Origin of the sequence: Methylobacterium sp. EM32 (genome assembly GCF_040593685.1) — a bacterium.
In the GTDB taxonomy this organism is placed as follows: Bacteria; Pseudomonadota; Alphaproteobacteria; order Rhizobiales; family Beijerinckiaceae; genus Methylobacterium.
Genome location: NZ_JBEXZS010000046.1, coordinates 24,536 through 49,167 on the forward strand (window position 1 = coordinate 24,536; position 24,632 = coordinate 49,167).

At 69.4% G+C, this 24,632-nt stretch carries 21 protein-coding genes and 1 other RNA gene; 5 read left to right on the plus strand and 17 right to left on the minus strand.

Features of this window, described 5'->3' with window-relative positions; genetic code table 11:
* Nucleotides 1–39: 39 nt before the first annotated feature.
* The gene (locus tag ABZT49_RS07060; RefSeq protein ID WP_355284837.1) at nt 40–684 is read right to left on the minus strand and encodes a CPBP family intramembrane glutamic endopeptidase; all 645 of its coding nucleotides are present in this window, start codon (nt 682–684) and stop codon (nt 40–42) included.
* A gap of 132 nt (nt 685–816) precedes the next feature.
* On the opposite strand from ABZT49_RS07060, the gene ssrA reads away from it, so the two are divergent.
* Nucleotides 817–1,181, plus strand: a transfer-messenger RNA (tmRNA) gene (gene ssrA / locus ABZT49_RS07065).
* Between the two features lie 43 nt (nt 1,182–1,224).
* On the plus strand, nt 1,225–1,872 hold the full coding sequence (locus tag ABZT49_RS07070) for a ClpXP protease specificity-enhancing factor SspB (protein ID WP_355284839.1): 648 nt from the start codon (nt 1,225–1,227) through the stop codon (nt 1,870–1,872).
* A 420-nt stretch (nt 1,873–2,292) separates the two neighbouring features.
* Here the strand turns inward: ABZT49_RS07070 and ABZT49_RS07075 are convergent, their stop codons facing one another.
* From ABZT49_RS07075 to ABZT49_RS07100, 6 genes are all read right to left on the minus strand, one after another.
* Nucleotides 2,293–4,572, minus strand: coding sequence for an NADP-dependent malic enzyme (locus ABZT49_RS07075; RefSeq protein WP_355284842.1), 2,280 nt, complete (start codon nt 4,570–4,572; stop codon nt 2,293–2,295).
* Nucleotides 4,573–5,053: 481 nt separating this feature from the next.
* Entirely contained in the window at nt 5,054–6,886 is a 1,833-nt protein-coding gene (gene lpdA / locus ABZT49_RS07080) for a dihydrolipoyl dehydrogenase (RefSeq protein WP_355284845.1), read from the minus strand.
* Between the two features lie 24 nt (nt 6,887–6,910).
* A complete protein-coding gene (aceF, locus tag ABZT49_RS07085) occupies nt 6,911–8,242 on the minus strand; it encodes a dihydrolipoyllysine-residue acetyltransferase (protein ID WP_355284960.1) in 1,332 nt (443 codons plus the stop codon).
* Nucleotides 8,243–8,427: 185 nt separating this feature from the next.
* Nucleotides 8,428–11,085 carry a pyruvate dehydrogenase (acetyl-transferring), homodimeric type gene (gene aceE, locus ABZT49_RS07090; RefSeq protein WP_355284847.1) on the minus strand — a complete coding sequence of 886 codons (2,658 nt, stop codon included), beginning with the start codon at nt 11,083–11,085 and terminating at the stop codon, nt 8,428–8,430.
* Nucleotides 11,086–11,304: 219 nt separating this feature from the next.
* Nucleotides 11,305–11,574: a DUF6489 family protein gene (locus tag ABZT49_RS07095; RefSeq protein ID WP_355284850.1), complete on the minus strand. Its 270-nt coding sequence runs from the start codon at nt 11,572–11,574 to the stop codon at nt 11,305–11,307.
* A gap of 207 nt (nt 11,575–11,781) precedes the next feature.
* Nucleotides 11,782–12,774: a LysR family transcriptional regulator gene (locus ABZT49_RS07100; RefSeq protein WP_355284852.1), complete on the minus strand. Its 993-nt coding sequence runs from the start codon at nt 12,772–12,774 to the stop codon at nt 11,782–11,784.
* Between the two features lie 129 nt (nt 12,775–12,903).
* Between ABZT49_RS07100 and ABZT49_RS07105 the strand changes: the two genes are divergently transcribed.
* Nucleotides 12,904–13,839 carry a ring-cleaving dioxygenase gene (locus tag ABZT49_RS07105; RefSeq protein ID WP_355284855.1) on the plus strand — a complete coding sequence of 312 codons (936 nt, stop codon included), beginning with the start codon at nt 12,904–12,906 and terminating at the stop codon, nt 13,837–13,839.
* A 199-nt stretch (nt 13,840–14,038) separates the two neighbouring features.
* Nucleotides 14,039–14,947, plus strand: a complete 909-nt coding sequence (locus ABZT49_RS07110; protein WP_355284857.1) for a hypothetical protein — start codon at nt 14,039–14,041, stop codon at nt 14,945–14,947.
* 9 nt (nt 14,948–14,956) lie between these two features.
* Here the strand turns inward: ABZT49_RS07110 and ABZT49_RS07115 are convergent, their stop codons facing one another.
* The 8 genes from ABZT49_RS07115 to ABZT49_RS07150 form a co-directional block, all read right to left on the minus strand.
* Nucleotides 14,957–15,148 (minus strand): hypothetical protein, encoded by a 192-nt coding sequence (locus tag ABZT49_RS07115; protein ID WP_355284860.1) that lies wholly within the window; start codon nt 15,146–15,148, stop codon nt 14,957–14,959.
* A 602-nt stretch (nt 15,149–15,750) separates the two neighbouring features.
* Nucleotides 15,751–15,933: a hypothetical protein gene (locus ABZT49_RS07120; protein ID WP_355284863.1), complete on the minus strand. Its 183-nt coding sequence runs from the start codon at nt 15,931–15,933 to the stop codon at nt 15,751–15,753.
* Nucleotides 15,934–16,159: 226 nt separating this feature from the next.
* Nucleotides 16,160–17,083 (minus strand): NAD(P)/FAD-dependent oxidoreductase, encoded by a 924-nt coding sequence (locus tag ABZT49_RS07125; protein ID WP_355284866.1) that lies wholly within the window; start codon nt 17,081–17,083, stop codon nt 16,160–16,162.
* Nucleotides 17,084–17,234: 151 nt separating this feature from the next.
* Nucleotides 17,235–17,573 carry a Grx4 family monothiol glutaredoxin gene (gene grxD, locus ABZT49_RS07130; RefSeq protein ID WP_093566515.1) on the minus strand — a complete coding sequence of 113 codons (339 nt, stop codon included), beginning with the start codon at nt 17,571–17,573 and terminating at the stop codon, nt 17,235–17,237.
* Between the two features lie 27 nt (nt 17,574–17,600).
* Nucleotides 17,601–18,122, minus strand: coding sequence for a DUF29 domain-containing protein (locus ABZT49_RS07135; RefSeq protein WP_355284869.1), 522 nt, complete (start codon nt 18,120–18,122; stop codon nt 17,601–17,603).
* Nucleotides 18,123–18,144: 22 nt separating this feature from the next.
* Nucleotides 18,145–18,381 carry a BolA family transcriptional regulator gene (locus tag ABZT49_RS07140; RefSeq protein ID WP_355284871.1) on the minus strand — a complete coding sequence of 79 codons (237 nt, stop codon included), beginning with the start codon at nt 18,379–18,381 and terminating at the stop codon, nt 18,145–18,147.
* A 232-nt stretch (nt 18,382–18,613) separates the two neighbouring features.
* Complete coding sequence (gene purL / locus ABZT49_RS07145) at nt 18,614–20,836, minus strand: phosphoribosylformylglycinamidine synthase subunit PurL (protein ID WP_355284874.1); 2,223 nt, start codon at nt 20,834–20,836, stop codon at nt 18,614–18,616.
* 97 nt (nt 20,837–20,933) lie between these two features.
* Nucleotides 20,934–22,055, minus strand: a complete 1,122-nt coding sequence (locus ABZT49_RS07150; protein WP_355284877.1) for a PepSY-associated TM helix domain-containing protein — start codon at nt 22,053–22,055, stop codon at nt 20,934–20,936.
* Nucleotides 22,056–22,464: 409 nt separating this feature from the next.
* On the opposite strand from ABZT49_RS07150, the gene ABZT49_RS07155 reads away from it, so the two are divergent.
* Nucleotides 22,465–23,754: a branched-chain amino acid ABC transporter substrate-binding protein gene (locus tag ABZT49_RS07155; RefSeq protein ID WP_355284880.1), complete on the plus strand. Its 1,290-nt coding sequence runs from the start codon at nt 22,465–22,467 to the stop codon at nt 23,752–23,754.
* Between the two features lie 142 nt (nt 23,755–23,896).
* Here ABZT49_RS07155 and ABZT49_RS07160 read toward each other — a convergent pair whose 3' ends face one another.
* Together ABZT49_RS07160 and ABZT49_RS07165 are read right to left on the minus strand one after the other, a co-directional pair.
* Entirely contained in the window at nt 23,897–24,394 is a 498-nt protein-coding gene (locus tag ABZT49_RS07160) for a CinA family protein (RefSeq protein WP_355284882.1), read from the minus strand.
* A gap of 43 nt (nt 24,395–24,437) precedes the next feature.
* Entirely contained in the window at nt 24,438–24,578 is a 141-nt protein-coding gene (locus ABZT49_RS07165; RefSeq protein WP_355284885.1) for a hypothetical protein, read from the minus strand.
* Between the last annotated feature and the right edge of the window lie 54 nt (nt 24,579–24,632).

The following is a 24,632-nucleotide window of genomic DNA, read 5'->3' on the forward strand; positions in this document are numbered from 1 at the left end:
CGCGGGTCTGGCTGGAATCGCAGCGCCCGGGACGCGGAATCAGCCGGTACTCCACACCCGCGCCAGGATCACGGCGCCGTTGCTTGCCGCATGGAGCGCGATGCAGGGCCACAGGCTGCCGGTCCACAGCCGCATCAGTCCCAAGGCCACCCCCAGGGGCAGGACCGAGACCGGCTGAAGCAGGCCGCGCTCGGCGTGGCAGAGTGCGAAGACCGCGGCGCTGACCGCGACCACGGCGGCAGGGGACAAGAGACGGGAGAGGCGCCCGAACAGGTCGCCGCGAAACAACATCTCTTCCGCCAGCGGCGCCAGCACCACCAGCCACAGGATCCAGCTCCAGAGCACCCCGCCGGTGAGGGAGGGCGACAGCCGCCAGGCCCGGACCGGCGCCTGGCCCGTGAGCAGAAGCAGCAGGGCGGTGCCCGCGACCTGGAGCGGCGGCCAGAGCAGGACCAGCAGCACCGCGCGCCGCGACAGGGCGGGGCGGGTAAAGCCGAGGCGCCGGCCCAGCCGGATCCGGCCGGCGAGGACGAGGAGCGCGAGCGCGGCATGCGGCAGCACCGTCAGAGCGAGCAGCGCCCGCTCGCTGCTACTCAGGGACGGGAACGGCAGCAGGCCGGGCGGCGGGGCCGGCAGGCGACCGATCGCCGCGACCGCCCCGTAGGAGAGCCCGAACGCGGCCACCTGCAGGACCAGCGCCCACAGGATGGCGACGGCGACGCCGAGCCAGGGACGGCCTTGGGGATGCGTTTTCGGGCCCCCGGAGGCTGGCGTCGGCGCATCACATCGCGAAACGGTCACAGAATGGCGCGCGGCGGGCTTCAAAAGCGGCACGGGACCCTCTATATTCGCCTTGCCGGTCGCGAGGCCGGCTATGGCGATAAACGTTCTTCGGAATAAACCTATCGGACCCGGGGGCGGTACCCGGCGCCTCCACCCAAGCCCGGAACGGCCCGTTCGGTTCGGGCTTCGGCGGGGGCGAAATAGGATCGACGAGGGCGTAAAGGTTGAGCTTTCGCTCGGCATGGTTCCGCCGTAATCGGGCCAATGCAATAGTTGCCAACGACAACTTTGCTCCGGTGGCGGTGGCCGCGTAAGCGGTCCCCAAGACCAAACGAAGTCCTACCGGGTAGCACCGAATAGGCGGGGTTCGGAGGCACCTGGCAACAGAAGCCTCCACTCGAATTCCCTCCCCGCGAGCGATGCGGCGCCAGGCAACGGTTGATGGCAGACGATCTGATTCGCTACGATCTCCTGGTGCAGGATGCCCTGCGCAATGTCGTGCGCAAGGTGCTGGGCGATGCGGCGCGCGACGGCTTGGCCGGCGAGCATCACTTCTACGTCTCGTTCCGGACCGACTATCCCGGCGTGCGGATCTCGCAGCGCCTGCGGGAGAAGTACCCGCAGGACATGACGATCGTCCTCCAGCACCAGTTCTGGGACCTCGGCGTCACCGAGCACACCTTCGAGGTCGGGCTGTCCTTCTCCGGCGTGCCGGAGCGGCTGCTGGTGCCGTTCGAGGCGGTGACCGGCTTCTTCGACCCCTCGGTGCAGTTCGGCCTCAAGTTCGAGCTCAACGACGGCACGGCGACCAGCGAGGACGCGGCCCCCGCCGGCACCACCTCCCTGCGGGCTATCCGCGGCGCCGGCTCCGAGCCGAGCGAGGCGCAGCCGAAGGTCCCGGCGATCGGCAGCAACCTGCCGAAGATCGTGCCCGCGGCGAAGGCCGAGGCCAAGCCGGCGGCCAAGGACGCCTCGCCCAAGGACGATTCCGCGGCCGAGCCGAAGGCCGACGAGGCCGCCGATCGCACCGACGCCCCTCAGGAGGGCGCTTCGGTGGTCAGCCTGGACGCATTCCGCAAGAAGAGCTGAGCTTTACGCCTGGATTGATCCGGGATCCGCTGTGCAGTCCGGGACCGACGCAGCTTTCGCCAATATCATTGGACAAGCCAACAGGCCCTCATCGTGAATCGATGAGGGCCTGTTGGCTTGTTGCGTCGATCGATCCTGCGCACGGAGAGTTCGCTCTCTGCGTCATCCCGGGGCTCGACGAAGGCGAGAACCCGGGATGACGATGGCGGATGCAAAATCCGCCGGTGAGTGCAAACGGGCTCCGACCGCCGTTTTGGCCGCGTGAAAGCCGGGTGATAGTCCGGCCCGTGCGACCAGCACCTGTACACCTCTCCCCATAGGGGAGGGGGATCGCACTCATCGGTGTCGGATCAGACGAAACCGTGGGGCGACGGATCGAGCGGGACCGCCGGGCCTGACGCCCGGCGGTCCCGCCCCGCCTCAGCCCGCCTTCGCTGCTCCCGCCGCGACCGCCGTCACCGCCGTCATGTTGACGATGCCGCGCACGGTGGTGGTGTGGGTGAGGATGTGGACCGGGGCGGCGGCGCCGAGCAGGATCGGGCCGACGCTGATGCCCTGCCCGGCCACCACCTTGAGGGCGTTCAGGGTGATGTTGGCGGAGTCCAGGTTCGGCATCACCAGGAGGTTGGCCTCCGCGGTGAGGCGCGACTCCGGAAACACCCGCTCCATCAGCGGCCAGCTCAGCGCCGCGTCGGCCTGCATCTCGCCCTCGACCTCGAGGTCCGGCGCCCGCTCGGTGATGAGCGAGAGCGCTGTGCGCATCTTCTCGGCCGAGGGGTTGCGGGCGGTGCCGAAGCTCGAATGCGAGACGAGCGCGACCCGCGGGGTCTGACCGAAGCGGCGCATCTCGGCCGCGGCCAGGAGCGTCATGTCGGCCAGTTCCTCCGCGCCCGGATCGAGGTGGATGTAGGGGTCGCAGATGAACAGGGTGTGCCGCGGCAGCTGCAGGAGGCTCATGGCGGTGAGCGACTTCACCCCCGGCGCCATGCCGATCACCTCGCGCACGTGGCGCAGGTGGCTGTGATAGGAGCCGGTACCGCCGCAGAGCAGGCCGTCGACCTGGCCGAGCGTCAGCAGCATCGCGCCGACCAGCGTCGGGTTGCGGCGCGCTTCCGCGAGCGCCACCTCGCGCGACAGGCCATGGCGCTTACGCTGAGCGTAATAGCCCTGCGCGGCCTGAGCCTGGAACGCCTCGTCGTCGAGGTCCTGCACGTCGACGTCGCGGCCGACCTCGATGCGCAGCCCGAGCGCCTTCATCTTATCGGCGATCACCTCGCGACGGCCGACCAGCACCGGGCGGGCCAAGTCCTCGTCGACCACCACTTGCGCGGCCCGCAGCACCCGGTCGTCCTCGCCCTCGGCGTAGGCGACCCGGGCGCGGGCCGCCTCGCTCGCCGCGGCGAAGACCGGCTGCATCACCGTGCCGGAGGTGTAGACGCGGGTCTCCAGCGAGCGGCGATAGGCCTCGACGTCGAGCATCGGCTTCGTCGCGACGCCGCTCTCGGTGGCGGCAAGCGCCACGGCGGGCGCGACCTTGGTGATCAGCCGCGGGTCGAACGGGCGCGGGATCAGGTAGTCGGGGCCGAAGGCGATGTCCTGCGTGCCGTAGGCCGCCGTCACCACGTCCGACTGCTCGGCCCGGGCGAGTTCGGCGATGGCGCGCACCGCGGCGAGCTTCATCTCCTCGTTGATCGTGGTCGCGCCGACGTCGAGAGCCCCCCGAAAGATGAACGGGAAGCACAGGACGTTGTTGACCTGGTTCGGATAATCCGAGCGGCCGGTGGCGATGATCGCGTCCGGGCGCACGGCCTTGGCGGCCTCGGGCCGGATTTCGGGCTCGGGATTGGCCAGCGCCAGGATCAGGGGCTTGTCGGCCATGCCCTTGACCATCTCCGGCGTCAGCGCGCCGGCGGCCGAGAGGCCGAGGAAGATGTCGGCGCCGGGCACCGCGTCGGCCAGCGTGCGGGCTTCCGTGACCTGGGCGTATTCCGCCTTCTGGGCGTCGAGGTTGTTGCGGCCCTGGTAGATGACGCCGCGGCTGTCGGTGACGAGGACGTTCTTCTTGTCGAGGCCGAGGCTCACCAGCAGGTTGAGGCAGGCGATGGCGGCGGCACCCGCGCCCGAGCAGACGACGCGCACCTCGCCGATCTTCTTGCCGACCACTTCGAGGCCGTTGAGGATCGCGGCGGCGGCTATGATCGCGGTGCCGTGCTGGTCGTCATGGAAGACCGGGATCTTCATCCGCTCGCGCAGGCGGGTCTCGATCACGAAGCATTCCGGCGCCTTGATGTCCTCGAGGTTGATGCCCCCGAAGGTCGGCTCCAGGCTCGCGATGATGTCGACGAGCTTGTCCGGATCGGTCTCGTCGATCTCGATGTCGAACACGTCGATGCCGGCGAACTTGCGAAAGAGGCAGCCCTTGCCTTCCATCACCGGCTTGCCGGCGAGCGCCCCGATATTGCCGAGACCCAAAACCGCGGTGCCGTTCGAGATCACCGCCACGAGGTTGCCGCGGGAGGTGAGCTCGGCGGCCTGGGCCGGGTCCTTCTCGATGGCGAGGCAGGCGGCGGCGACGCCCGGCGAGTAGGCGAGCGCGAGGTCGCGCTGCGTGCTCATATCCTTGGTCGGCAGCACGGCGATTTTGCCGGGCGTCGGGAAGCGATGGTAGTCGAGGGCGGCCTTCTCGAGTTGCTCGTCCATGGCGTGTCCTCCTGATGTGCGTACGGGATGGCGGAGCGCGCCGAGGCGCGCGGGGTCATTTCCCGGCCGGCGCCTTCGTCGGGCGCCGATCGGGATGGGAACGCTCAAGGTTCGGGTCTGATCCCGCTCGTTTGTAGCGGGCAGAAGTGTTTACGGGCGCGAGAACGCCAGGGCTAGGACGCGTAGCCCCGACCCAGCCGCCTGTTGCGCAAGCCACTATGCTGACGTTTCGATGGTCGTTCGAAGATGAAGCGCGGGACCTCCCTCTCCCGTGTGGGAGAGGGGTCGGGGGTGAGGGTGCTACGGTTCCGCAGAAGGCGCCGACCGTTCCGTTACCAGCACGACTCTCTCAGGATTACACTGAAGCGTGTCACCCTCACCCCTACCCCTCTCCCAAACGGGAGAGGGGGGCCCGCGCTTTATTTGATGAGTGTCTCGTGGGACGGCGGCGATGCCGCCGCCTCACACCAAGATGATCACCTCAATGCGCCTTCTTCTTCGGCATGTAGAGGTCGGTGATCGTGCCCTCGAAGGCCTCGGCCGCCATGCCGACCGTCTCCGACAGGGTCGGGTGCGGGTGGATGGTCAGCCCGATATCCTCGGCATCCGCCCCCATCTCGATGGCGAGCGCGGCCTCCGCGATCAGGTCGCCGGCCGAGGGGCCGACGATGCCGCAGCCGACGATGCGGTTCGACTCCTCGTCGAACAGCACCTTGGTCAGGCCCTCGTCGCGCCCGAGCGACAGCGAGCGGCCGCTCGCCGCCCAGGGGAACACGCCCTTGCCGACCTTGATGCCCTTGGCCTTGGCCTCGGTCTCGGACAGGCCGACCCAGGCCACCTCCGGATCGGTGTAAGCCACCGACGGGATCACCTTGGCGTCGAAGAACGAGTTCTTGCCCGCGGCCGCTTCCGCCGCGATTTTGCCCTCGTGCACCGCCTTGTGGGCCAGCATCGGCTGGCCGACCACGTCGCCGATGGCGAAGATGTGCGGCGCGGTGGTGCGCATCTGCTTGTCGACCGGGATGAAACCCCGTTCGTCCACCGCGACGCCGGCGGCCTCGGCGCCGATCAGCTTGCCGTTGGGACGGCGGCCGACCGAGACCAGGATCTTGTCGAAGGTGTCGGTCGCCGGGGCCGAGCCGCCCTCGAACGTCACCTTGAGGCCTTCCGGCAGCGCCTCGACGGCCGTGACCTTGGCCTTGAGGTGGATCGCCTCGTACTGCTTCGAGATCCGCTTGAACAGCGGCGTGACGATGTCCTTGTCGGCGCCCGGGATGATCTGGTCCATCAGCTCGACGATGGTCACCTTGGACCCGAGGGCGTGGTAGACCGTCGCCATCTCGAGGCCGATGATGCCGCCGCCGATGACGAGGAGGCGCTTCGGCACCCCGTCGAGCTCCAGCGCCCCGGTCGAGTCGATCACCCGCGGATCGTCGTGCGGGATGAACGGCATCTTGATCGGCTCGGAGCCGGCGGCGATCACCGCGTTGTCGAAGCCGATGATCGTCGTCTTGCCTTCGTGCTCGACCTCGATCTGGTGCGGGCTGACGAAGCGGGCGGTGCCGGTGACGACGGTCACCTTGCGCTGCTTGGCCAGCCCCCCGAGGCCGCCGGTCAGGCGCTTGACCACGCCCTCCTTCCAGCTGCGGAGCTGGTCGATGTCGATCTGCGGCGCGGCGAAGCTGATGCCGTGCGAGGCCATCGCCTGGCTCTCGTCGATCACCTTGGCGGCGTGGAGCAGGGCCTTCGAGGGGATGCAGCCGACATTGAGGCACACCCCGCCGAGGCTCGGCCAGCGCTCGACCAGGATCACCTTCTTGCCGAGGTCGGCGGCGCGGAACGCCGCCGTGTAGCCGCCGGGACCGGCGCCGAGCACCAGCACCTCGGCCCGCATCTCCTCGCCGGAGACCGGGGCCGCGCCCTTGGGGGCGGGTGCCGCGGACGCGCCCTGCCCGCCGGCGGTGGCGGGCGAGCCGTAGCCGGCCTGGCCCGCACCCGCCGCGAGCGACGAGCCGCCCGCTGCCGCGGGAGAAGGCGCTGCCTTGTCGGCGACCGCCGGCTTCGCTTGCCCGGCCGCGGCCGCGCCCTCCAGCACCAGCAGCAGGTCGCCTTCCGTGACCGTGTCGCCGGGCTTGACCTTCACCTCCACGACCTTGCCGGCCACGGAGGAGGGGACGTCCATGGTCGCCTTGTCGGATTCCAGGACGACGATGGTCTCGTCGACGGCGATCGTGTCGCCGGCCTTGACCAGCACCTCGATCACCGGAACGTTCTTAAAGTCGCCGATGTCCGGCAGACGGACTTCGTTGCTCATCGGATCACCTCGCGGTTTCGTTCGTCAGACGACGAGGCGCCGGACGTCCTCGAGGACGTGGGCGATGTGGCGGGTGAAGCGCGCGGCCAGCGCGCCGTCGATCACGCGGTGGTCGTAGGAGACCGAGAGCGGCAGCATCAGCCGCGGCTTGAACTCGGAGCCGTTCCACACCGGCGCCATCTTGGAGCGCACGACGCCCAGGATCGCGACCTCGGGGGCGTTGACGAGCGGCGTGAAGCCGGTGCCGCCGATGCCGCCGAGCGACGAGATCGTGAAGGTGGCGCCCTGCATGTCGCCGCTGCCGAGCTTGCCGTCACGGGCCTTCTTCGACAGCGAGCCCAGCTCCTGGCTGATCTCGACGATCCCCTTGCGGTCGGCATCCTTGACCACCGGGACGACGAGGCCGTCCGGCGTGTCGACGGCGACGCCGATGTTGTAGAACTTCTTCAGGATCAGCGCGTCCTTCTCGGGGTTCAGCGACGAGTTGAACTCCGGGTGCTGGCGCAGGGCCGAGACCGCGGCCTTGATCAGGAACGACAGCAGAGTGACGCGGTAGCCTTTATCCTTGCCGGCGGTGTCGAGTTCCTTGCGGTAGGCATCGGTCTCGGTGATGTCCGACTCGTCCGAATGGGTGACGAGCGGCACGTTGAGCCAGGCGCGGTGCAGGTGCGGGCCGGAGATCTTCTTGATCCGCGGCAGCGGCCGGATTTCGGTCGGGCCGAACTTCGAGAAGTCGACCGCCGGGATCTCCGGGATGCCCATGCCGCCGGTGGGGGCCGCAGCGGCCTGGGCGGCGGGAGCGGCGGAGCGCACCAGCGAGCCCTTCACGTCCTCCTTGGTGATCCGGCCCTTCTCGCCGGATCCCTTGATCCCGGTCAGGTCGACGCCGAGCTCGCGGGCGAGGCGCCGCACGGCGGGGCTCGCATGGACGTTCGAGAAGTCCGGCGCGGACGAGGCCGGGGCGGAGACCGGGGGAGCGGCGGGCTTGGCCGGATTCGGCTCCTGCTGCGGCATCAGGGCGGCGGTGTCCGCCGAGGGGGCGGCGCCGGCATTCGGGGTCGCGGCGGCCGCGGCGGCGGGGGCCTTCTCCTCGCCCTCGCCCTTCAGCAGCAGGACCGCGCTGCCCTCGCTCACCTTGTCGCCGACCTTGACCAAGATCTTCTCGATCACGCCGGCCGACGGGGAGGGCACCTCCATCGTCGCCTTGTCGGATTCGAGCGACACGATCGGGTCCTCGGCCCCGATGGTGTCACCCTCCTTCACCAGGATCTCGATGATCGGGATGTCCTTGAAATCGCCGATATCGGGGATCTTCACTTCGATCGACACTGCGCGCTCTCCCGAATTCTTTGCTATGCTTGACGCAGATAGGGCGTGGTCCGACGACGTGGACACCGGTTCGTCGCGGGGCACGCGGTTGAATCAAAGTCTTGGAGCAGTGCTCGACGGCAGGGCGATCGGGCGCCGCTCCGGTAGGTGACGGGCGCACGAGGCCGTCCCCTCCCGCTCAGCGGGAGAGGGGGCCTTGCGCGCGGCGAGGATCAGACCGTCCAGGGGGCCGGCTTCTCCGGGTTCAGCCCGTACTTGGCGATCGCCTCGGCGACCTTGGCGGCCGGCACGGCGCCCTCCTCGGCCAGGCTCTTGAGCGCCGCGACGGCGACCCAGTAGCGGTTGACCTCGAAGAACTCGCGCAGCCGCACCCGGTAATCCGAGCGGCCGAAGCCGTCGGTGCCGAGCACCTTGTAGCGCCCCGGCACGTAGGGGCGGATCTGGTCGGCGAAGAGCCGCATGTAGTCGGTCGCCGCGATCACCGGACCCTGACGGCCTTCGAGGCAGGTCTCGACGTAGGACTTCTTCTGCGGCTCGGTCGGGTGGAGCATGTTCCAGCGCTCCGCCGCCATCGCCTCGCGGCGCAGCTCGGTGAAGCTCGGGCAGGACCAGATGTCGGCCGAGATCCCGAAATCCTGCTCCAGCAGCTCGGCCCCGGCGATGACCTCGCGCAGGATCGTGCCCGAGCCCATCAGCTGGACCTTGAGCTTTCCGCCCGCCTTGCCCTCGCGGAACAGGTACATCCCCTTGAGGATCCCGGGCGCCGCCCCATCGGGCATGCCGGGATGCTCGTAGTTCTCGTTCATCACCGTGATGTAGTAGAACACGTCCTCCTGCTCGGCATACATCCGGCGCAGGCCGTCCTGCACGATCACCGCCACCTCGTAGGAGAAGGTCGGGTCGTAGGAGACGCAGTTCGGGATGGTGGCCGAGATCAGGTGGCTGTGGCCGTCCTCGTGCTGCAGGCCCTCGCCGTTGAGGGTCGTGCGGCCGGCAGTGCCGCCGATCATGAAGCCGCGGGCGCGCATGTCGCCGGCGGCCCAGGCGAGGTCGCCGATGCGCTGGAACCCGAACATCGAGTAGTAGATGTAGAACGGGATCGTCGGCGCGTCGGAATGCGAGTACGAGGTCGCGGCTGCGATCCAGGACGACATCGCCCCGGCCTCGTTGATGCCCTCCTGGAGCATCTGGCCCTTCTCGTCCTCGCGGTAATACATCAGCTGGTTGGCGTCTTCGGGCCGGTAGAGCTGGCCGACCTGGCTGAAGATGCCGAACTGCCGGAACATGCCCTCCATGCCGAAGGTCCGGCTCTCGTCGGGCACGATCGGCACGATGCGGTTGCCGATGTTCTTGTCGCGCAGGAGCGTGTTGAGCACCCGCACGAAGGCCATGGTAGTGGAGATCTCGCGGCCCGCGGTCTCCTTCAGCTGGGCCGAGAAGGCGTCGAGCGGCGGGACCTGCAAGGCCTGCGATTGCTGCCGGCGGGCCGGGAGCGGGCCGCCGAGCGCCTTGCGGCGGGCCATCAGATACTCGTGCTCCGGCGACCCCTCGGGGAAGCGGATGAACGGGATCTCGGCGATCTGGTCGTCGGAGAGGTCGATCTGGAAGCGGTCGCGGAACTGCTTGAGGACCGCCTCGCCCATCTTCTTCTGCTGGTGGGTGATGTTCTGGGCCTCACCGGCCTCGCCCATGCCGTAGCCCTTGACGGTCTTGGCGAGGATGAGGGTCGGCTGGCCCTTGTGCTTCACCGCCGCCGAATAGGCCGCGAAGACCTTGCTCGGGTCGTGGCCGCCGCGGGTGAGCCGCCAGATGTCGTCGTCGCTCCAGTCCTTCACCAGCGCGGCAGTCTCCGGGTACTTGCCGAAGAAGTGCTCGCGGATATAGGCGCCGTTCTTCGACTTGAAGTCCTGGTACTCGCCGTCGACGCACTCCTCCATCAGGCGCGCCAGCATGCCGGTGGTGTCGCGGGCCAGCAGCTGGTCCCAGCCCGAGCCCCACAGCACCTTGATGACGTTCCAGCCGGCGCCGCGGAAATTGGCCTCCAGCTCCTGGACGATCTTGCCGTTGCCGCGCACCGGGCCGTCGAGGCGCTGCAGGTTGCAGTTGATGACGAAGACCAGGTTGTCGAGCTTCTCGCGCGAGGCGAGCGAGATCGCGCCGAGGGACTCCGGCTCGTCCATCTCGCCGTCGCCCATGAACGCCCAGACCTTGCGGCCGTCGGTATTGGCGAGCCCGCGATGGTGCAGGTAGCGGAGATAGCGCGCCTGGTAGATCGCCATCAGGGGCCCTAAGCCCATCGAGACGGTCGGGAACTGCCAGAAATCCGGCATCAGCCAGGGATGCGGGTAGGACGAGAGGCCCTTGCCGCCGACTTCCTGGCGGAAGCTCAGCATCTGCTCCTCGGTCAGGCGGCCTTCCAGGTAGGCGCGAGCGTAGATGCCCGGCGAGGAATGGCCCTGGACGTAGATCAGGTCGCCGCCTCGCTCCCCCTCGGCGCCGTGCCAGAAATGCATGAAGCCGGTGTCGTACAGGGTCGCGGCGGACTGGAAGCTGGCGATGTGGCCGCCGAGCTCGGACGAGTCCTTGTTGTTGCGCAGGATGATGGCGATCGCGTTCCAGCGGATCGCCGAGCGGATGCGGTGCTCGATCACCCGGTCGCCTGGATGCGGGTCCTGCTTGTCGGCCGGAATAGTGTTCAGGTACGCGGTGTTGGCCGAGTACGGAACCGGCGCGCCCTTCTTGCGGGCGCCCTCGATGACCTGCTCGATGAGGAAGTGCGCCCGATCCGGGCCTTCGACCTCCAGCACGCCGTCGAGCGAGTCGAGCCACTCCTGGGTCTCGACCGGGTCGAGATCGCGACTGCGTTCCACGTTATCCTCCCTAAGGTCATACTCGATCGGCGGGTCGAGCTGCCGCAGGCGTCAGCATTGTTCGTGCCACCGCTATGCTTCCGCAACCCGACTGATATTGCAAGGGTTTAGCTCATCCGGCGGCGGTCGGGGTTCTGAGCATCCGCATCATCGTCGTCGCTGCAGTGCGGAAATCCGGAACCGCTCCCGAGCCGGCAAACGTCGGGGCTTCGACTGAGTTCAGGACTCGGACTTGGTCGGCGGGGTCGAGGAGGCGCCGAAGCCCTGCTGGAACATCTTGAGGAACATGTTCTGCATCTGGTCCGCGCCCTGGGGGAAGACAGTGAACCAGCTGCGCATGATTGCGTCGGGCGAGAAACGGTCCATCTCGGCCATCATGCGCCGCTCGACCTCGGCCATCACCGCCGCCTGCAGCGGCTCCACGTTGGGAAGACCCACGAACTGGCGTGCCTCGACCGGGGTGCAATCGACCTCGACGCGGAACTTCATCGCATTCTTCCTCCCGGCCCCCGCACCGAGCTTAGAGCACCTTTTGGGCCCCGAGGGAACCCGATCCGGGTGCAAAAAATGCGGTGAAATCAACGACCTAGTCTAACAAAACGGCGGCGGCCGCGCGTGGCGCGGGCGCTCCTCCACATACGACGAAGGTCGTATGCGCCCCCTCGACGATTCCGAGGGCATTGTAAAGCCACATTGTTACGGGTCCGGCATTCTGTAACCCGGAGTGGTGGACGATCCGTCGGCCCGAGGCTCCATCATCGACGGCACAGAGGCCGGACGGTCGGCCGCCCAGGGCGCTGCCGCGAGCCGGCGCTCAAGGAACGTCACCAGGGCCGTGACCCGGGCCGGCCGGGCGGGGCCCGGCGGCATCAGCAGGTTCAGCCCGACCGCCGGCGGCGACCAGCCCGGCATCACCCGCTCGAGCCGCCCGGCGCGCAGGTCGTCCCAGACCAGGAAGTCGGGCTGCACCGCGAGGCCGAAGCCCGCCCGCAGGGCCGGCGTCAGCGCGTCGGCGTTGTTCGCCCGCAAGCGCCCAGCGGGTGTCACCGTCACCTCGGCGCCGGTCGCGTCGTGGAAGTGCCAGCGCTCCGGGTTCGGCAGGTAGGCGTAGCCGAGGCAGGCATGGCCCGAGAGGTCGCGCGGGTGCTCCGGCCGTCCGGCCCGGTCGAGATAGGCGGGGGCAGCGACGAGCGAGCGACCGACGGCGCAGAGGCGGCGCAGGCGCAGGCTCGAATCGGCGAGCGCCGCGATGCGAAGGCCCAGGTCGAAGCCGTCGCCGACGAGGTCGACCTGCGCGTCGCTCAGGTGGAGGTCGACGGCGACCTCCGGATGCGCGGCGAGGAAGTCGGGCAGGAGCGGCGCCACATGGGCGAGGCCGAACGACATCGGGGCGGCGAGGCGCACCAGGCCCCGGGGCGTCGCCGATTGCGCCAGGGCCTCCGCCTCCGCCGCCTCGCCGGCCGCCAGGATGCGGGCGGCGCCGTCGAGGGCGAGGCGCCCGGCCTCGGTAAGGGCAAGCCGCCGGGAGGTGCGGTGCAGGAGCGAGGCACCCAGGCGCCGCTCGAGCCGGCTCACCGCCTTCGAGACGGTCGCCTTCGACAGGCCGAGCTCGGTCGCGGCGCGGGAGAACGACGCGGTCTGGGCCACCCGGGCGAAGATCGCCCAGGCCTCGAAATCGGGCAGCGCCATGAGCCGTTTCCGGAAACGATGGGTTTCGATTGTTTCTATTTCTGACCGCCAGGGCAACCCCTAGATTGCCCTCATCGCGGCGACGTCGGCAGCTTCCCCCGCCGGACCGCCCACCGGGAGTTCCCGACCATGACGACCACGATCTCCAGCGGCCTGCACCACGTCACCGCCATCTCGGGCCCGGCGCGCCGCAACCTCGACTTCTATACCCGCGTCCTCGGGCTGCGCCTCGTCAAGAAGACCGTCAACTTCGACGATCCCGGCACCTACCACCTGTATTACGGTGACGCGGACGGCGCGCCCGGCACGATCCTGACCTTCTTCCCCTGGGAGCACGTCGCCCCCGGCCGGGTCGGGGTCGGGCAGACCGAGGAGACGGCGTTCCGGGTGCCGGCGGGCTCGATCGGGTACTGGACGCATCGCCTGGTCGCGGCCGGCATCGCCTTCGAGGCGCCCGCCAAGGTCTTCGGCGAAACGGTGCTGCCGTTCCGCGATCCCGACGGGATGCGCCTCGCCCTGGTCGGCGTCGCCGGCGCCGAGGCCGAGCCGGCCTGGGGCGGGTCGGAGGTGCCGGCCGAGCACGCGGTGCGGGGCTTCCACGGCGTGACCCTGATGCTGCGGGAGGCCGCGCCCACCGCCCGGGTACTCACGGAGGTGTTGGGCTGGACCGAGGCCGGACGGGAGGGTTCGCTCACCCGCTACACCGGCACGGCCGGGCTCGGCGGCTACGTCACCCTGCGGGAGGTCGGCGACTTCCTGCCCGGCCGCTCCGGCGGCGGCTCGGTCCACCACATCGCCTTCCGGGCGGCCGACGACGCGAGCCAGGGCGCGATGGCGGAGCGGGCTGGGGATCTCGGCCTCCAGGTGACCGAGCAGCGCGACCGCAACTATTTCCGCTCGGTCTATTTCCGCGAGCCCGGCGGCGTGCTGTTCGAGATCGCCACCGATGCGCCGGGCTTCTCCGCCGACGAGCCGGCGGAGGCCTTGGGCGAGGCGCTGAAGCTGCCGGCCTTCCTTGAGCCGCACCGGGCCGAGATCGAGCGGGTGCTGCCGGCGCTGGCGTGAGTTGGCAACGGGCCCGGGCCGGAGTGGCCCGGGCCGCACTGGAGCGGCGCCCGAGCGGGCGCCGCTCCAGCTCCTTGGTTGCACTGCATTGTCTGCGACGGACCGTTTCCACGTCCTCGGGCGACGCCCGTGCGTGGTAACCATCGGTTAAGCAAACATGGTTACCCAAGTCTTCCTGGATGTCTGGGAAGCTCGGGTCATGGTGGATCAGAACGACGTCGCCGGCGCGCCGGCTCCGGCCGGTGCGGCGGCGGCCCCTGACGGTACGGCGCCCAGCGCGGCCCCGGGGCCGGCCAAGCCCAAGTTCGCCGGCCTCCCCGGATTGCCGAAGCTGAAGACCACGACCCTCGCCGGGCTCCTCTGCGCGACTTGCCTCGGCGCGCTGGCGGGCGGCGGCACGGTGGCGCTGATGGGAGCCGTCCAGGGTGGTGGCTCCGGCATCCCGCAGGCCGAGTGGGCGCGTCTCGGCGGCCGGGTCGAGGCCGCCACCACCGAAGCCACCCGGCTCGCCACCGACCTGTCGCTCCTGCGCGACCGGACGATCCAGGCCCACGATTCCGCCGACAAGGGCCGCGCCGAGGCCGGCGCCCGCCTCGGCCAGATCTCCGAGCGCCTGGAGCGGTTGCAGCGCCAGGACGGAGACCTCGCGGGCAAGGTCGCGGCCGTGGCCGAGCGCCTGACCGCTCTCGCCGAGCGCCAGGAGCATGCCGACCGCGAGCAGGCGGTCCGCCTCAATGCGCTGATCGACAAGCTGGAGAAGCGCCAGGGCGCGGCGCCGGTCGCCGCGGCGCCGCTCGCGCCGAATCCGGCACCGATAGCGGCGGCTCCCGCAGCGGCCCCGAAGCACGTCGCGGCCGCGGAGCCGGCTCTGACCGGCAGCCTCCCTGACAAGACGACGGCCACGGCCAGGCCGGGCACCATCGAGGGCTGGGTGCTGCGCGATGTCTATGACGGGATGGCGATGATCGAGAACCGCAACCGACGCCTCGTCGAGGTCGGCCCGGGCGATACGCTGCCGGGGGCCGGTCGAGTCGAGGCGATCGAGCGCCGTGGCAGGTCCTGGGTCGTGGTGACCAGCAAAGGGGTGATCACCCCGCAGGCCTGGTAGGCGCCGCGCTCAGGCGTGCTGCAGAGCCGGCGCCGCCTGCCCGGTCGGAGCGGGGCCTTGCGCCGGCAGGAAGCCGGCGGCAGCGCGCCGGCGACCGCGGGCCTTGGCCTCGGTCCGGGCGGCCTTGCTGGGATGGAGAAGCTCGGCGAGGCGGGCGAGGCTCTCGGCGTCGTCGAGGTTCCGTGACTCGAAATCGGGCATGATTGTCCCCCGGGCGCGCGGCCCGTGGCTGGTGGGGGGTACGCATACTCACGCTTGAGAACCAGTAACGGTGAAGAACTTGTACAGTTCCGCACCGCGCGTCACGCTGCAAGAAAAAGTTTCGGCCCACCACCCAAAGACGGTATCCGCCCCTTGCAACACTGCCGGAGGGTCTAACCGCGCGCCGGCATGATCGGCGTGCGCCAACGCACGCCGGGCGTTGTGCGGCGCATGGTGATCGTGTGTGCGTTGCGGTGTAGCGAAACGGCGCAGCGCGTCGGACGGCCGCGAATACCGAATCACTCGTGGGACGCTACACGCGAAACCTTAGCCGTTCGTGCCGAGGCCGAATGTCGGTTCGGTGCGATCCGGGGTGGCCCCATGGGCGACACCGCCGACGCCTTGCCGCGCACCCCAACCACGATCCACGCGAATCGGTTCCGCCGGCCTTGGCAAGCCTCTCCGGTCAGGGAAGGCAGCGACCTACCGGACGGATACGTCCGCGGCCGGCCCTGCCACCCTCCGCGTCATTCCGGGCTCCGCTGCACGGCCCCGGAATGACGCGAAGAGCATCAAGACTGTCGAGCAGGTCAAACAGGCTCTCAGCCCCGCGATTCCGACGCGGCGCGGGCCGACTGGGCCATGCGGATCAAGTCCCGCACGGTGAGTTCGTGGTGCTCGGGCGGCTCCGCCTCGGCCGTCCGCGGGGTGGCCTCGCGGGCCAGAATCGTGCGCTGCGTGCGCCGGGTGAGTCCGACTCGCCATGCCTGCGCCAACGCTATCATGGGCGCCCCTCCCGTGATCGTTCAATAAAAGCTAACAAACCTTCACTGTGCGATAAAGTCTTGACAGGGCGATTGTCGTCACAGCCGGGTCGGCAAGGATTGCCGCCCGGCCGGCCAAGCGCTTGCTGCTGCCTCGTTATTTGCGTGATGGCGACGCGCCGCGGATCGCAAGAAATCTGTCCTGACCTATGCTGATTCGCGCGCGGCCGGCGAATCGGCCGGCGAATCAGCGGGTGTCCTCGCGCAGGAGCTCGGTATTGATGGCGAAGGCCGCCATCGCGCCCTCGGCGGCGGCCACGATGGCGAGTTGGACCCGCCGCGAGGCGTCGCCGGCGACGTAGAGCCCCGGAACGTTCGTTTCCTCGTAATCGCCGGTCGGCACCGTGCCCTTGCGCGACAGGTCGCAGCCGAGCCGCTCGACGAGCGGGGAGGGAATGCACGGCCCGGTGGTGAAGAACAGGGCGGCGCAGTCGAAAGCCGTGCCGTCGCGCAGGCGCACCCGGGCGAAGCGTCCGTCCGAGCCCTCGAGCCGGGCAACGGCGCGCTCCTCGATCCGGATGCCCTGGCGGGCGAGGCGCTCGCGCTCCGGGGCACCGAGGTCGCAGGGTCCGTCGGTGAAGAGGGTCAGGTCGCGGCTCCAGGCGGTGAGTTCGAGGGCCAGACCCATTCCGGCTCCCTTGCCCGCCTCGCCCGGTCCGTAGACCGCGAGCGGCCGGTCGCGGTTCTCGTAGCCGTCGCAATAGGGGCAATGGTGGACGCCGTGGCCCCAGAACTCCGAGAAGCCCTCGATCGCCGGCAGGTCGGTGCGCAGGCCGGTGGCGAGGATCATCCGGCGGGCATCGGCCCGGCGCTGGTCGTCCATCACCACCCGGAAGCCGTCCGGCCGGCGCACTGCGTCGGCGACGCGCCCATCCCAGATCTCGACCGTGTCGTAGGCGGCGAGCTCCCGCCGCCCCTCGTCGCGCAAGGAGCCGGGGGAGAGGCCGTCGCGGCCGAGAAAGCCGTGCATGTGCGGCGTCACGGCGTTGCGCGGATGGCCGGCATCGATCAGCAGCACCCGGCGCCGGCAGCGGCCCAGGATGAGCGCCGCCGACAGGCCCGCCGGCCCGCCGCCCACGATGATCACGTCATGGATGATCGCGTCGTGCATGTCGCTGTCCCGAGAACCGTCACTCGGGAATAGACGCATCGGCGGCAGGCCGGGTTCGCCGCAGCATCAACGAAACGGGCGCTTGCGCGCCCTCTTGCAACGAAAAAGGGCGCTCGCGCGCCCCCTTCCGATCAGCGATGAGGCCGCTGGATCACGCCGCGGCGGTGCTGGTGGCGATGCCCTTCTCGGTGAGCAGCTGCTGCAGCTCGCCGGACTGGAACATCTCGCGGGTGATGTCGCAGCCACCGACGAACTCACCCTTGACGTAGACCTGCGGGATGGTCGGCCACTGCGAGAAGGCCTTGATGCCCTCGCGGATCTCCATGTCCTCGAGCACGTTCACGCCCTTGAACGGCACCCCGAGGTAGTTGAGGATCTGGGCCACCTGGCCCGAGAAGCCGCACATCGGGAATTGCGGCGTGCCCTTCATGAACACCACCACGTCCTGGGACTTGATCTCGGTCTCGATGCGGCTGTTGACGTCGGTCATGGGCTCTACCTTCCGTGTATGCCGTAGCTAGTGATGGTCGCACGGGTTTTGCAAGACCGCGGCAAGGCGCAGGAGCGCCCAGTCGAGGGTGAAGCTTTTCGCGACCAGTTCCTCGGGTGTGAAAGGGGTCCGATCGGGGAGGCCCGACACCAGCACGTCGCCGTGCAGCTCCAGGGCGGCTGCGGCATCCGCTACCGAGACTTGCCACAGGTCATCCCAATCGACTCGTTGGCGCATCGACGGGGCGTAGCGTCGCCGGGCCGTCGCGTGGAAAGCGATGATCTCGGCCCGCCAGGAGCGTGTCGATTGGGCACTAGGAGCAGACAGGTACTTGAGGACGTGGACAAGCATGACCCGAAGGGCGCTCTCGAAGGCCTTGATCTGCGAGAGACCCACAGCCTCAACCTCCTCGGCGATATTTTCCCAGTCGAGGACGTTCGAGAGGTCCGGGCGTGCCCCGAGAGCACGGAGGGCCGCCGCCTGCTGCTCCGCCCAGGCGACGACGTCTTCGTCGTAGAGGCTCGGCTGATCCGTGCGGATCTCGTCCATGCGGCGGCCCTCGGGGTATGGTTCAATCCTGCGGCACGCCCGTGGTCAGGGCAAGGGCGTGCAGCACGCCGCCCATGCGCCCCTGGAGCGCGCCGTAGACCATCTGGTGCTGCTGCACCCGCGACTTGCCCTTGAACGCCGCCGACACGACGGTGGCGGCGTAGTGGTCGCCGTCGCCGGCGAGGTCGCGGATCTCGACCGTGGCGTCGGGCAGGGCTTCCCGGATCATCGCCTCGATCTCGCGGGCATCCATCGGCATCGGGTCGTCTCCTAGTCGGACTCTGGTTGCTTCGACGATATCCGGGACAGGTGAGCCCGTTCGCTCCCGCCCGCAACCTCATCCTGAGGTGCTGCCGCTCGCGGCAGCCTCGAAGGAGGGCTCCAGTTGTCGCCGAGGCGTCTGGAGCCCTCCTTCGAGGCTCACTTCGTGAGCACCTCAGGACGAGGTCGAGAGTGGGATCAAGGGTTTATGCTGCGGCCTGCCTGAACCCTCAGGCCGCATCCACCGTGGGACCAGCCATATAGGTCGGCAGCCAGCCCTCGTGCGCCTTGCGCAGATCGTCGAGGCCGACGATCTCGTCGCCCGGCAGGGTCAGCGAATCGGCGCCAGTGACGCCGATCACCGCCGCGTCGATGCCCTGCGCGCTCGCGCTGTAGAGCAGGTCGGCGACCGCGTCGGGCTCCACCGCCAGGAGATAGCGGCCCTGGTCCTCGCCGAACAGGTAGGCGTGGCAGGGGACCGGCAGCGGGCATTCGGGCAGCACCGCGCCGATCTTGCCGGCGAGCGCCATCTCGGCCACCGCGACGGCGAGGCCCCCGTCCGAGAGATCGTGGACGGTGTCGACGAGCCCCGAGGTGATCAGCCCGCGCACGAAGTCGCCGTTGCGCTTCTCGGCGGCGAGGTCGACCGGGGGCGGCGCCCCCTCCTCGCGGCCGCAGATCGTGGCGAGGTAGGCTGACTGGCCGAGCCAGCCCTTGGTCGTGCCGATCAGCACCAAGGCGTCGCCGTCGCGCTTGAAGGCGATGGTGGCGATCTTGTTGACGTCGTCGACCACGCCGACGCCGCCGATCGTCGGCGTCGGCAGGATGCCGACGCCCTCGGTCTCGTTGTAGAGCGAGACGTTGCCGGACACGACCGGGAAGTCGAGGGCGCGGCAGGCCTCGCCGATGCCCTGGATGCAGCCGACGAACTGGCCCATCACCTCCGGCTTCTCCGGGTTGCCGAAGTTGAGGTTGTCGGTGACCGCGAGCGGGCGGCCGCCCACCGCCGTGATGTTGCGCCAGGCCTCGGCCACCGCCTGCTTGCCGCCCTCGACCGGATCGGCCTCGCAGTAGCGCGGGGTCACGTCGGTGGTGATGGCCAGCCCCTTCGGCCCGTCCTCGACCCGCACCACCGCGGCGTCGCCGCCGGGCTTCTGCACGGTGTTGCCGAGGATGAAGTGGTCGTACTGCTCGTAGACCCAGCGCTTCGAGCACAAGTCCGGCGAGCCGACGAGCTTGGCGAGCGCGTCGACGTTGCGCATCGGCGCCGCGACATCCTCCGCCTTGATCTCCGGCTGGTAGGCGTTCTGGCGGTGCGGCCGGTCGTAGAGCGGCGCCTCGTCGCCGAGTTCCTTGATCGGCAGGTCGGCGACGGTCTCACCGCCGTGCTTGATGACGAAGCGGAGCGTGTCGGTGGTGTGGCCGATGATCGCGAAGTCGAGGCCCCACTTCACGAAGATGGCCTCGGCCTCCTTCTCCATGCCGGGCTTGAGCACCATGAGCATGCGCTCCTGGCTCTCCGACAGCATCATCTCATAGGCGGTCATGCCGGGCTCGCGGGTCGGCACCGCGTCGAGGTTCAGCTCGACGCCGAGGTTGCCCTTGGCGCCCATCTCGACCGCCGAGCAGGTCAGGCCCGCCGCGCCCATGTCCTGGATCGCGATCACGGCGCCGGACTGCATCAGCTCCAGGCAGGCCTCGAGCAGCAGTTTTTCCGCGAAGGGGTCGCCGACCTGCACGGTCGGGCGCTTCTCCTCCGACGAGGCGTCGAAGGCGGCCGAGGCCATGGTGGCGCCGTGGATGCCGTCGCGGCCGGTCTTCGAGCCGAGATAGACGATTGGGTTACCGACGCCCGTCGCCGCCGCGTAGAAGATCGCGTCGGTTCTGGCCAAGCCGACCGCCATGGCGTTGACCAGGATGTTGCCGTCGTAGCGGGTGTGGAAGCCGACCGCGCCGCCGACCGTCGGCACGCCGAACGAGTTGCCGTAGCCGCCGATGCCCGCGACCACCCCCGAGACGAGGTGGGGCGTGCGCGGATGGTCCGGGGAGCCGAAGCGCAGGGCGTTGAGCGCCGCGATCGGCCGCGCGCCCATGGTGAAGACATCGCGCAGGATGCCGCCGACCCCGGTGCCCGCGCCCTGGTAGGGCTCGATGAAGCTCGGGTGGTTGTGGCTCTCCATCTTGAACACGCAGGCGAGCCCGTCGCCGATGTCGATGACGCCGGCATTCTCGCCCGGGCCCTGGATCACCCACGGTGCCTTGGTCGGCAGCGTCTTCAGGTGGAGCCGCGAGGACTTGTACGAGCAATGCTCGTTCCACATCGCCGAGACGATGCCGAGCTCGGTGATGGTCGGCTCGCGCCCGATCAGCCCGACGAAGCGCTGGTACTCGTCCTCGGTCAGGCCGTGCTGGCGCACGAGCTCGGGCGTGATGGAGACGTCGTTGCGGATCATGCGGCATCCTCTCGCCGGTCGGGCGGCCCTGCTGCCCGTGCGCTTAATGCCTGATGGGACCCGAAGGCAACTCGCGACGACGCGTTGGGCCGCTTGGTTATGCGGCTTGCACCGCCGCGGCCGCGTGCCGGCGCCGGCTGCGGCGCCGGCCGAGATAGAGCAGCAGCCCCGTCACCCCGAAGAGCGGCATCGCCAAAGCCGCCAGCATGAAGGCGATCCGGCCGGCGAGGCCGAAGAACCGCCCCTCGTGCAGGGCGAGCATGCTGCCGGTGAGCCGGGCGCCCAAAGGCCGCTCGGCGTAGAGGTCGCGGGATTCGAGGGTGCCGTCGGGCCGGAAGCGCCACTCGTCGCGGGCCTGGGGGTGAGCGGCGTCCGGCGCCACCGCGCGGATGCGGATCGTCTCGCCCTCGCGGGCGGGGGCGAAGGAGGCGGTGGCGTAGCGGCCGTTCGTGGCCGCCGCGAAGGCCGCGAAGGTGGGATCGAGGGGGGCGGGCGCGCCGTCCTTTTTCCCCATGCCCCGGGTGGGAGCCGCGGCGGCCGGGCGGCCGGTGAGGAGCATCGTCACCCCGTCGCGGTACCAGCCGTAGGACCACCACAGGCCGGTCAGCGCCATGACGAGGTAGAGCACCAGCACCCAGGTGCCGACGACCGCGTGCAGCGACCAGTACAAGGCCCGGCCGCGGCGGGCGAGCGCTGGCTTCAGCCAGATCCGCCAGTCGCGCCCCCCCTTCGGCCAGCGCAGGTAGAGGCCCGACAGCGCGAGATAGATCATCGCTAGGGCCGCGGCGCCGGTGAGGGTGCGGCCCCAGCCATCGCCGTTGCCGGGCAGCAGCAGCCAGCGGTGCAGCCGCCGCACGGTGCCGAAGAAATCCTCGCCCCGGGCCGGGCCGAGGATCCGGCCGTCATAGGGATCGACATAGGTCTCGGTGCCGCGGCCCGGCCCGTCGGCGAGCCGCACCCGTGCCGCGCCGTCCGGCGCGCCGCTCATGATCATCAGCGTGACGCGGCGCCCCGGCGCCTCCTCCGTCAGGCGGGCGACCAGCGCATCCGGCGTCAGGCGCGGAGCCTCCCGCACCGGGACGGTGACGATACCGGGGCTCATCAGGCCCGTGACTTCGTCCTCGATGCTGAGGATGCCTCCGGTCACCCCGACGAGCATCAGCACGAGGCCGGCGGTCAGGCCGAGGAACCAGTGGAGCTGGAACAGGACAGGCCTCACCGGCGGGCCCCCGGGGCGGCTGGGATCGCGGGCGCGGAGCCTGCCTCAGGCTGAATCATGATCCGTATTCCCGCGTCGCGCCCCGGGCTGATCGATCGCTGCCGCAAGATCGTCGGCCGATATCCTTCGTCGCGGTGACGCTTATGCCTCCGGCGAAGCGGGTGTCAACGATTCCGGTATGGATCGTGTGCGGGAATTCCTTTTAATAATTCCAGAAAGAGTGCGTCTGCAAGTCGATTTGCGAATTAGACTTTAGGGGCGGGCACATCTCACATGTAAGGAGCTAACAACAGCGATCGGGCGCAGTTTCGGCTTGACGAGTCTCTCTCCTGCGCCGGACTCTCACCCTCGGCAACGCGACGCCGGCCCTGACGGGCCCGAGACGATCGCGGCCGAGAGGAGAGGAAGCATGACGCCCATTCGCGAGGCGCTGCGTGGCGCCGTCGTCGCAATATCCCTATGCGGCCCGTTTGCGACTCCGGTTGTCGGCGCCGCCGCCGCGACCCTGGCGCTCGCCGGCCCGGTCCTCGCGCAGGAAAGCGTAAAAATCGCCTTCATCGATCCGCTCTCGGGCGGCGGCGCGCCGACTGGCGAGGCGGGCCTGCGCCACTTCCAGTACATGGCCGAGGTCCTGAACGCCCGCCAGAAGCAGTTCCGCTTCGAGGTGCTGGCCTACGACAACAAGGTCAACCCGCAGGAGACCCTGATCGCCGCCCAGAAGGGTATCGATGCCGGCGCCCGGGTGCTGGTGCAGGGCAACGGCTCCTCGGCCGCGGCCGCGCTCACCGACTTCGTCGCCAAGCACAACGAGCGCAACCCGACCCGCCAGGTCATCTACATCAACTACTCCGCCGTCGATCCGTCGCTGACCAACGAGAAGTGCAACTACTGGCACTTCCGCTTCGATGCCAATTCGGACATCAAGATGGAGGCGCTGACGAACTTTATGAAAACGCGGCCGGAGATCAAGAAGGTTTACCTGATCAACCAGGATTATTCGTTCGGCCAGTCGGTGCGGTCCCAGGCCCGCGCCATGCTGAAGGTCAAGCGGCCCGACATCGAGATCGTCGGCGACGAGGTGACGCCGCTGCAGAAGGTGAACGACTTCTCGCCCTACATCGCCAAGATCAAGGCGTCGGGGGCGGATGCGGTCATCACCGGCAACTGGGCTCAGGACATCAACCTGCTGCTCAAGGCCGCCGCCGAGGCCGGGCTCCAGGCGGGCTTCTACACCTACTATGCCGGCGGCACCGGCGGGCCGAGCGTGGTGCGCCAGACCGGGCTCGCCCACCGGGTGTTCGAGGTCTCGCAGGGCGCCGCCAACGAGGGCGATGCCGCCGCGCAGGATTTCGAGACCGCGTTCCGGGCCCGCACCGGCATCGGCTCGACCTATCCGCGCGCCTTCAACGCGATGAACGCGCTCTTGACCGCGATGCAAGAGGCCGGCTCGTCCGAGGCACGCAAGGTGGCGCCGAAGCTCGAGAATGCCCGCCTCAAGCCTTATATCGGCAGCGAGGGCACCATGCGGCCCGACGACCACCAGTACTTCCAGACGATGTTCGTTCACTCCTTCGGCCCGATGGAGCCCGGCATGCGCTTCGACGAGGAGGGCACCGGCTGGGGCTGGAAGATGGTCGGCCGTGTCGAGGCCAAGGACACGCTGCTGCCGACCACCTGCCGGATGGAACGGCCAAGCTAACAACCCATCTCATTCGCCTGACAGTTCTGACACCCTCCGCGTCATTCCGGGGCCGCGGAAGCGGAGCCCGGAATGACGCGGAGGGTGTGAGACCGTTGGGAGACAATCGGATAGGGGTCTGACGCTCGAGCGGATAGCGCTCCTAGGGAGCCCCATCCGCCTCGGTCAGCGCATCGAGGAACGCGTCGAGCATGGCGGCCGCGAAGGCCTCCATGTTGCCAGCGCGGTCGCCATGGCCGGTCTCGCGGGTCAGGCGGCGGGTGACGGGGCCGGCGACGGCGAGGCAGGTATGGCCGGCGGCGTCGCCGTAGCGGTTGCCGCTCGGCCCCGCGGCGCCGGTCTCGCACAGACCCCAGACCGCGCCGTGACGCTCGCGCACGAGGGCCGCCACGCGCTCGGCGTAGGGCTCGCTGGCGCTGCGCAGGCCCGCCATCCCGGCCTCGTCGAGCCCGATCAGGGCGTGGCGCGCCTGGGCCGTGTAGACCACCGCGCCGCCGAGATAGTAGGCGGAGGCGCCGGGCACGGCCAGGAGGGCTGCGGAAACGAGGCCGCCGGCGGAGGATTCGGCCACTGCGACGGTTTCCCGCCGGGCCGTCAGCCGGGCAGCGACGAGCCCAGCCCTCTCCATCAACTCGCGCAAGCGGCGTCCTCCTGCTAGGGGGACAAATCTAGCCGGTCGGGTCCTACTCCGCCAGCGCGCCCTCGTCGTCGCCGGTCGGCGCCAGCCGCACCCAGGCGTCGAGGGCCCGGCCGATGCCGAGGCCGACTAGGCCGCAGAAGCTCAGCGACAGGCCGATATGGAGGAAAAGGGACGCATCAGACATTGGACTCACCCGACTTGAAGGATCAGAGGTGAACCGCGAGAGGCTACGCCCCCC

What these genes read in the sequence shown, in the direction of transcription:
- lpdA (WP_355284845.1), bottom strand. Translation starts at nt 6,886, where the DNA reads ATGAGCAACGAAGTCCGTCTGCCGGACATCGGCGACTTTAAGAACGTT.
- ABZT49_RS07135 (WP_355284869.1), bottom strand. Translation starts at nt 18,122, where the DNA reads ATGGACGAGATCCGCACGGATCAGCCGAGCCTCTACGACGAAGACGTC.
- ABZT49_RS07105 (WP_355284855.1), top strand. Translation starts at nt 12,904, where the DNA reads ATGACGACCACGATCTCCAGCGGCCTGCACCACGTCACCGCCATCTCG.
- ABZT49_RS07110 (WP_355284857.1), top strand. Translation starts at nt 14,039, where the DNA reads ATGGTGGATCAGAACGACGTCGCCGGCGCGCCGGCTCCGGCCGGTGCG.
- ABZT49_RS07095 (WP_355284850.1), bottom strand. Translation starts at nt 11,574, where the DNA reads ATGAAGTTCCGCGTCGAGGTCGATTGCACCCCGGTCGAGGCACGCCAG.
- ABZT49_RS07165 (WP_355284885.1), bottom strand. Translation starts at nt 24,578, where the DNA reads ATGTCTGATGCGTCCCTTTTCCTCCATATCGGCCTGTCGCTGAGCTTC.
- ABZT49_RS07140 (WP_355284871.1), bottom strand. Translation starts at nt 18,381, where the DNA reads ATGCCGATGGATGCCCGCGAGATCGAGGCGATGATCCGGGAAGCCCTG.
- ABZT49_RS07115 (WP_355284860.1), bottom strand. Translation starts at nt 15,148, where the DNA reads ATGCCCGATTTCGAGTCACGGAACCTCGACGACGCCGAGAGCCTCGCC.
- ABZT49_RS07070 (WP_355284839.1), top strand. Translation starts at nt 1,225, where the DNA reads ATGGCAGACGATCTGATTCGCTACGATCTCCTGGTGCAGGATGCCCTG.
- purL (WP_355284874.1), bottom strand. Translation starts at nt 20,836, where the DNA reads ATGATCCGCAACGACGTCTCCATCACGCCCGAGCTCGTGCGCCAGCAC.
- ABZT49_RS07100 (WP_355284852.1), bottom strand. Translation starts at nt 12,774, where the DNA reads ATGGCGCTGCCCGATTTCGAGGCCTGGGCGATCTTCGCCCGGGTGGCC.
- ABZT49_RS07120 (WP_355284863.1), bottom strand. Translation starts at nt 15,933, where the DNA reads ATGATAGCGTTGGCGCAGGCATGGCGAGTCGGACTCACCCGGCGCACG.
- grxD (WP_093566515.1), bottom strand. Translation starts at nt 17,573, where the DNA reads ATGACCGACGTCAACAGCCGCATCGAGACCGAGATCAAGTCCCAGGAC.
- ABZT49_RS07155 (WP_355284880.1), top strand. Translation starts at nt 22,465, where the DNA reads ATGACGCCCATTCGCGAGGCGCTGCGTGGCGCCGTCGTCGCAATATCC.
- ABZT49_RS07125 (WP_355284866.1), bottom strand. Translation starts at nt 17,083, where the DNA reads ATGCACGACGCGATCATCCATGACGTGATCATCGTGGGCGGCGGGCCG.
- ABZT49_RS07075 (WP_355284842.1), bottom strand. Translation starts at nt 4,572, where the DNA reads ATGGACGAGCAACTCGAGAAGGCCGCCCTCGACTACCATCGCTTCCCG.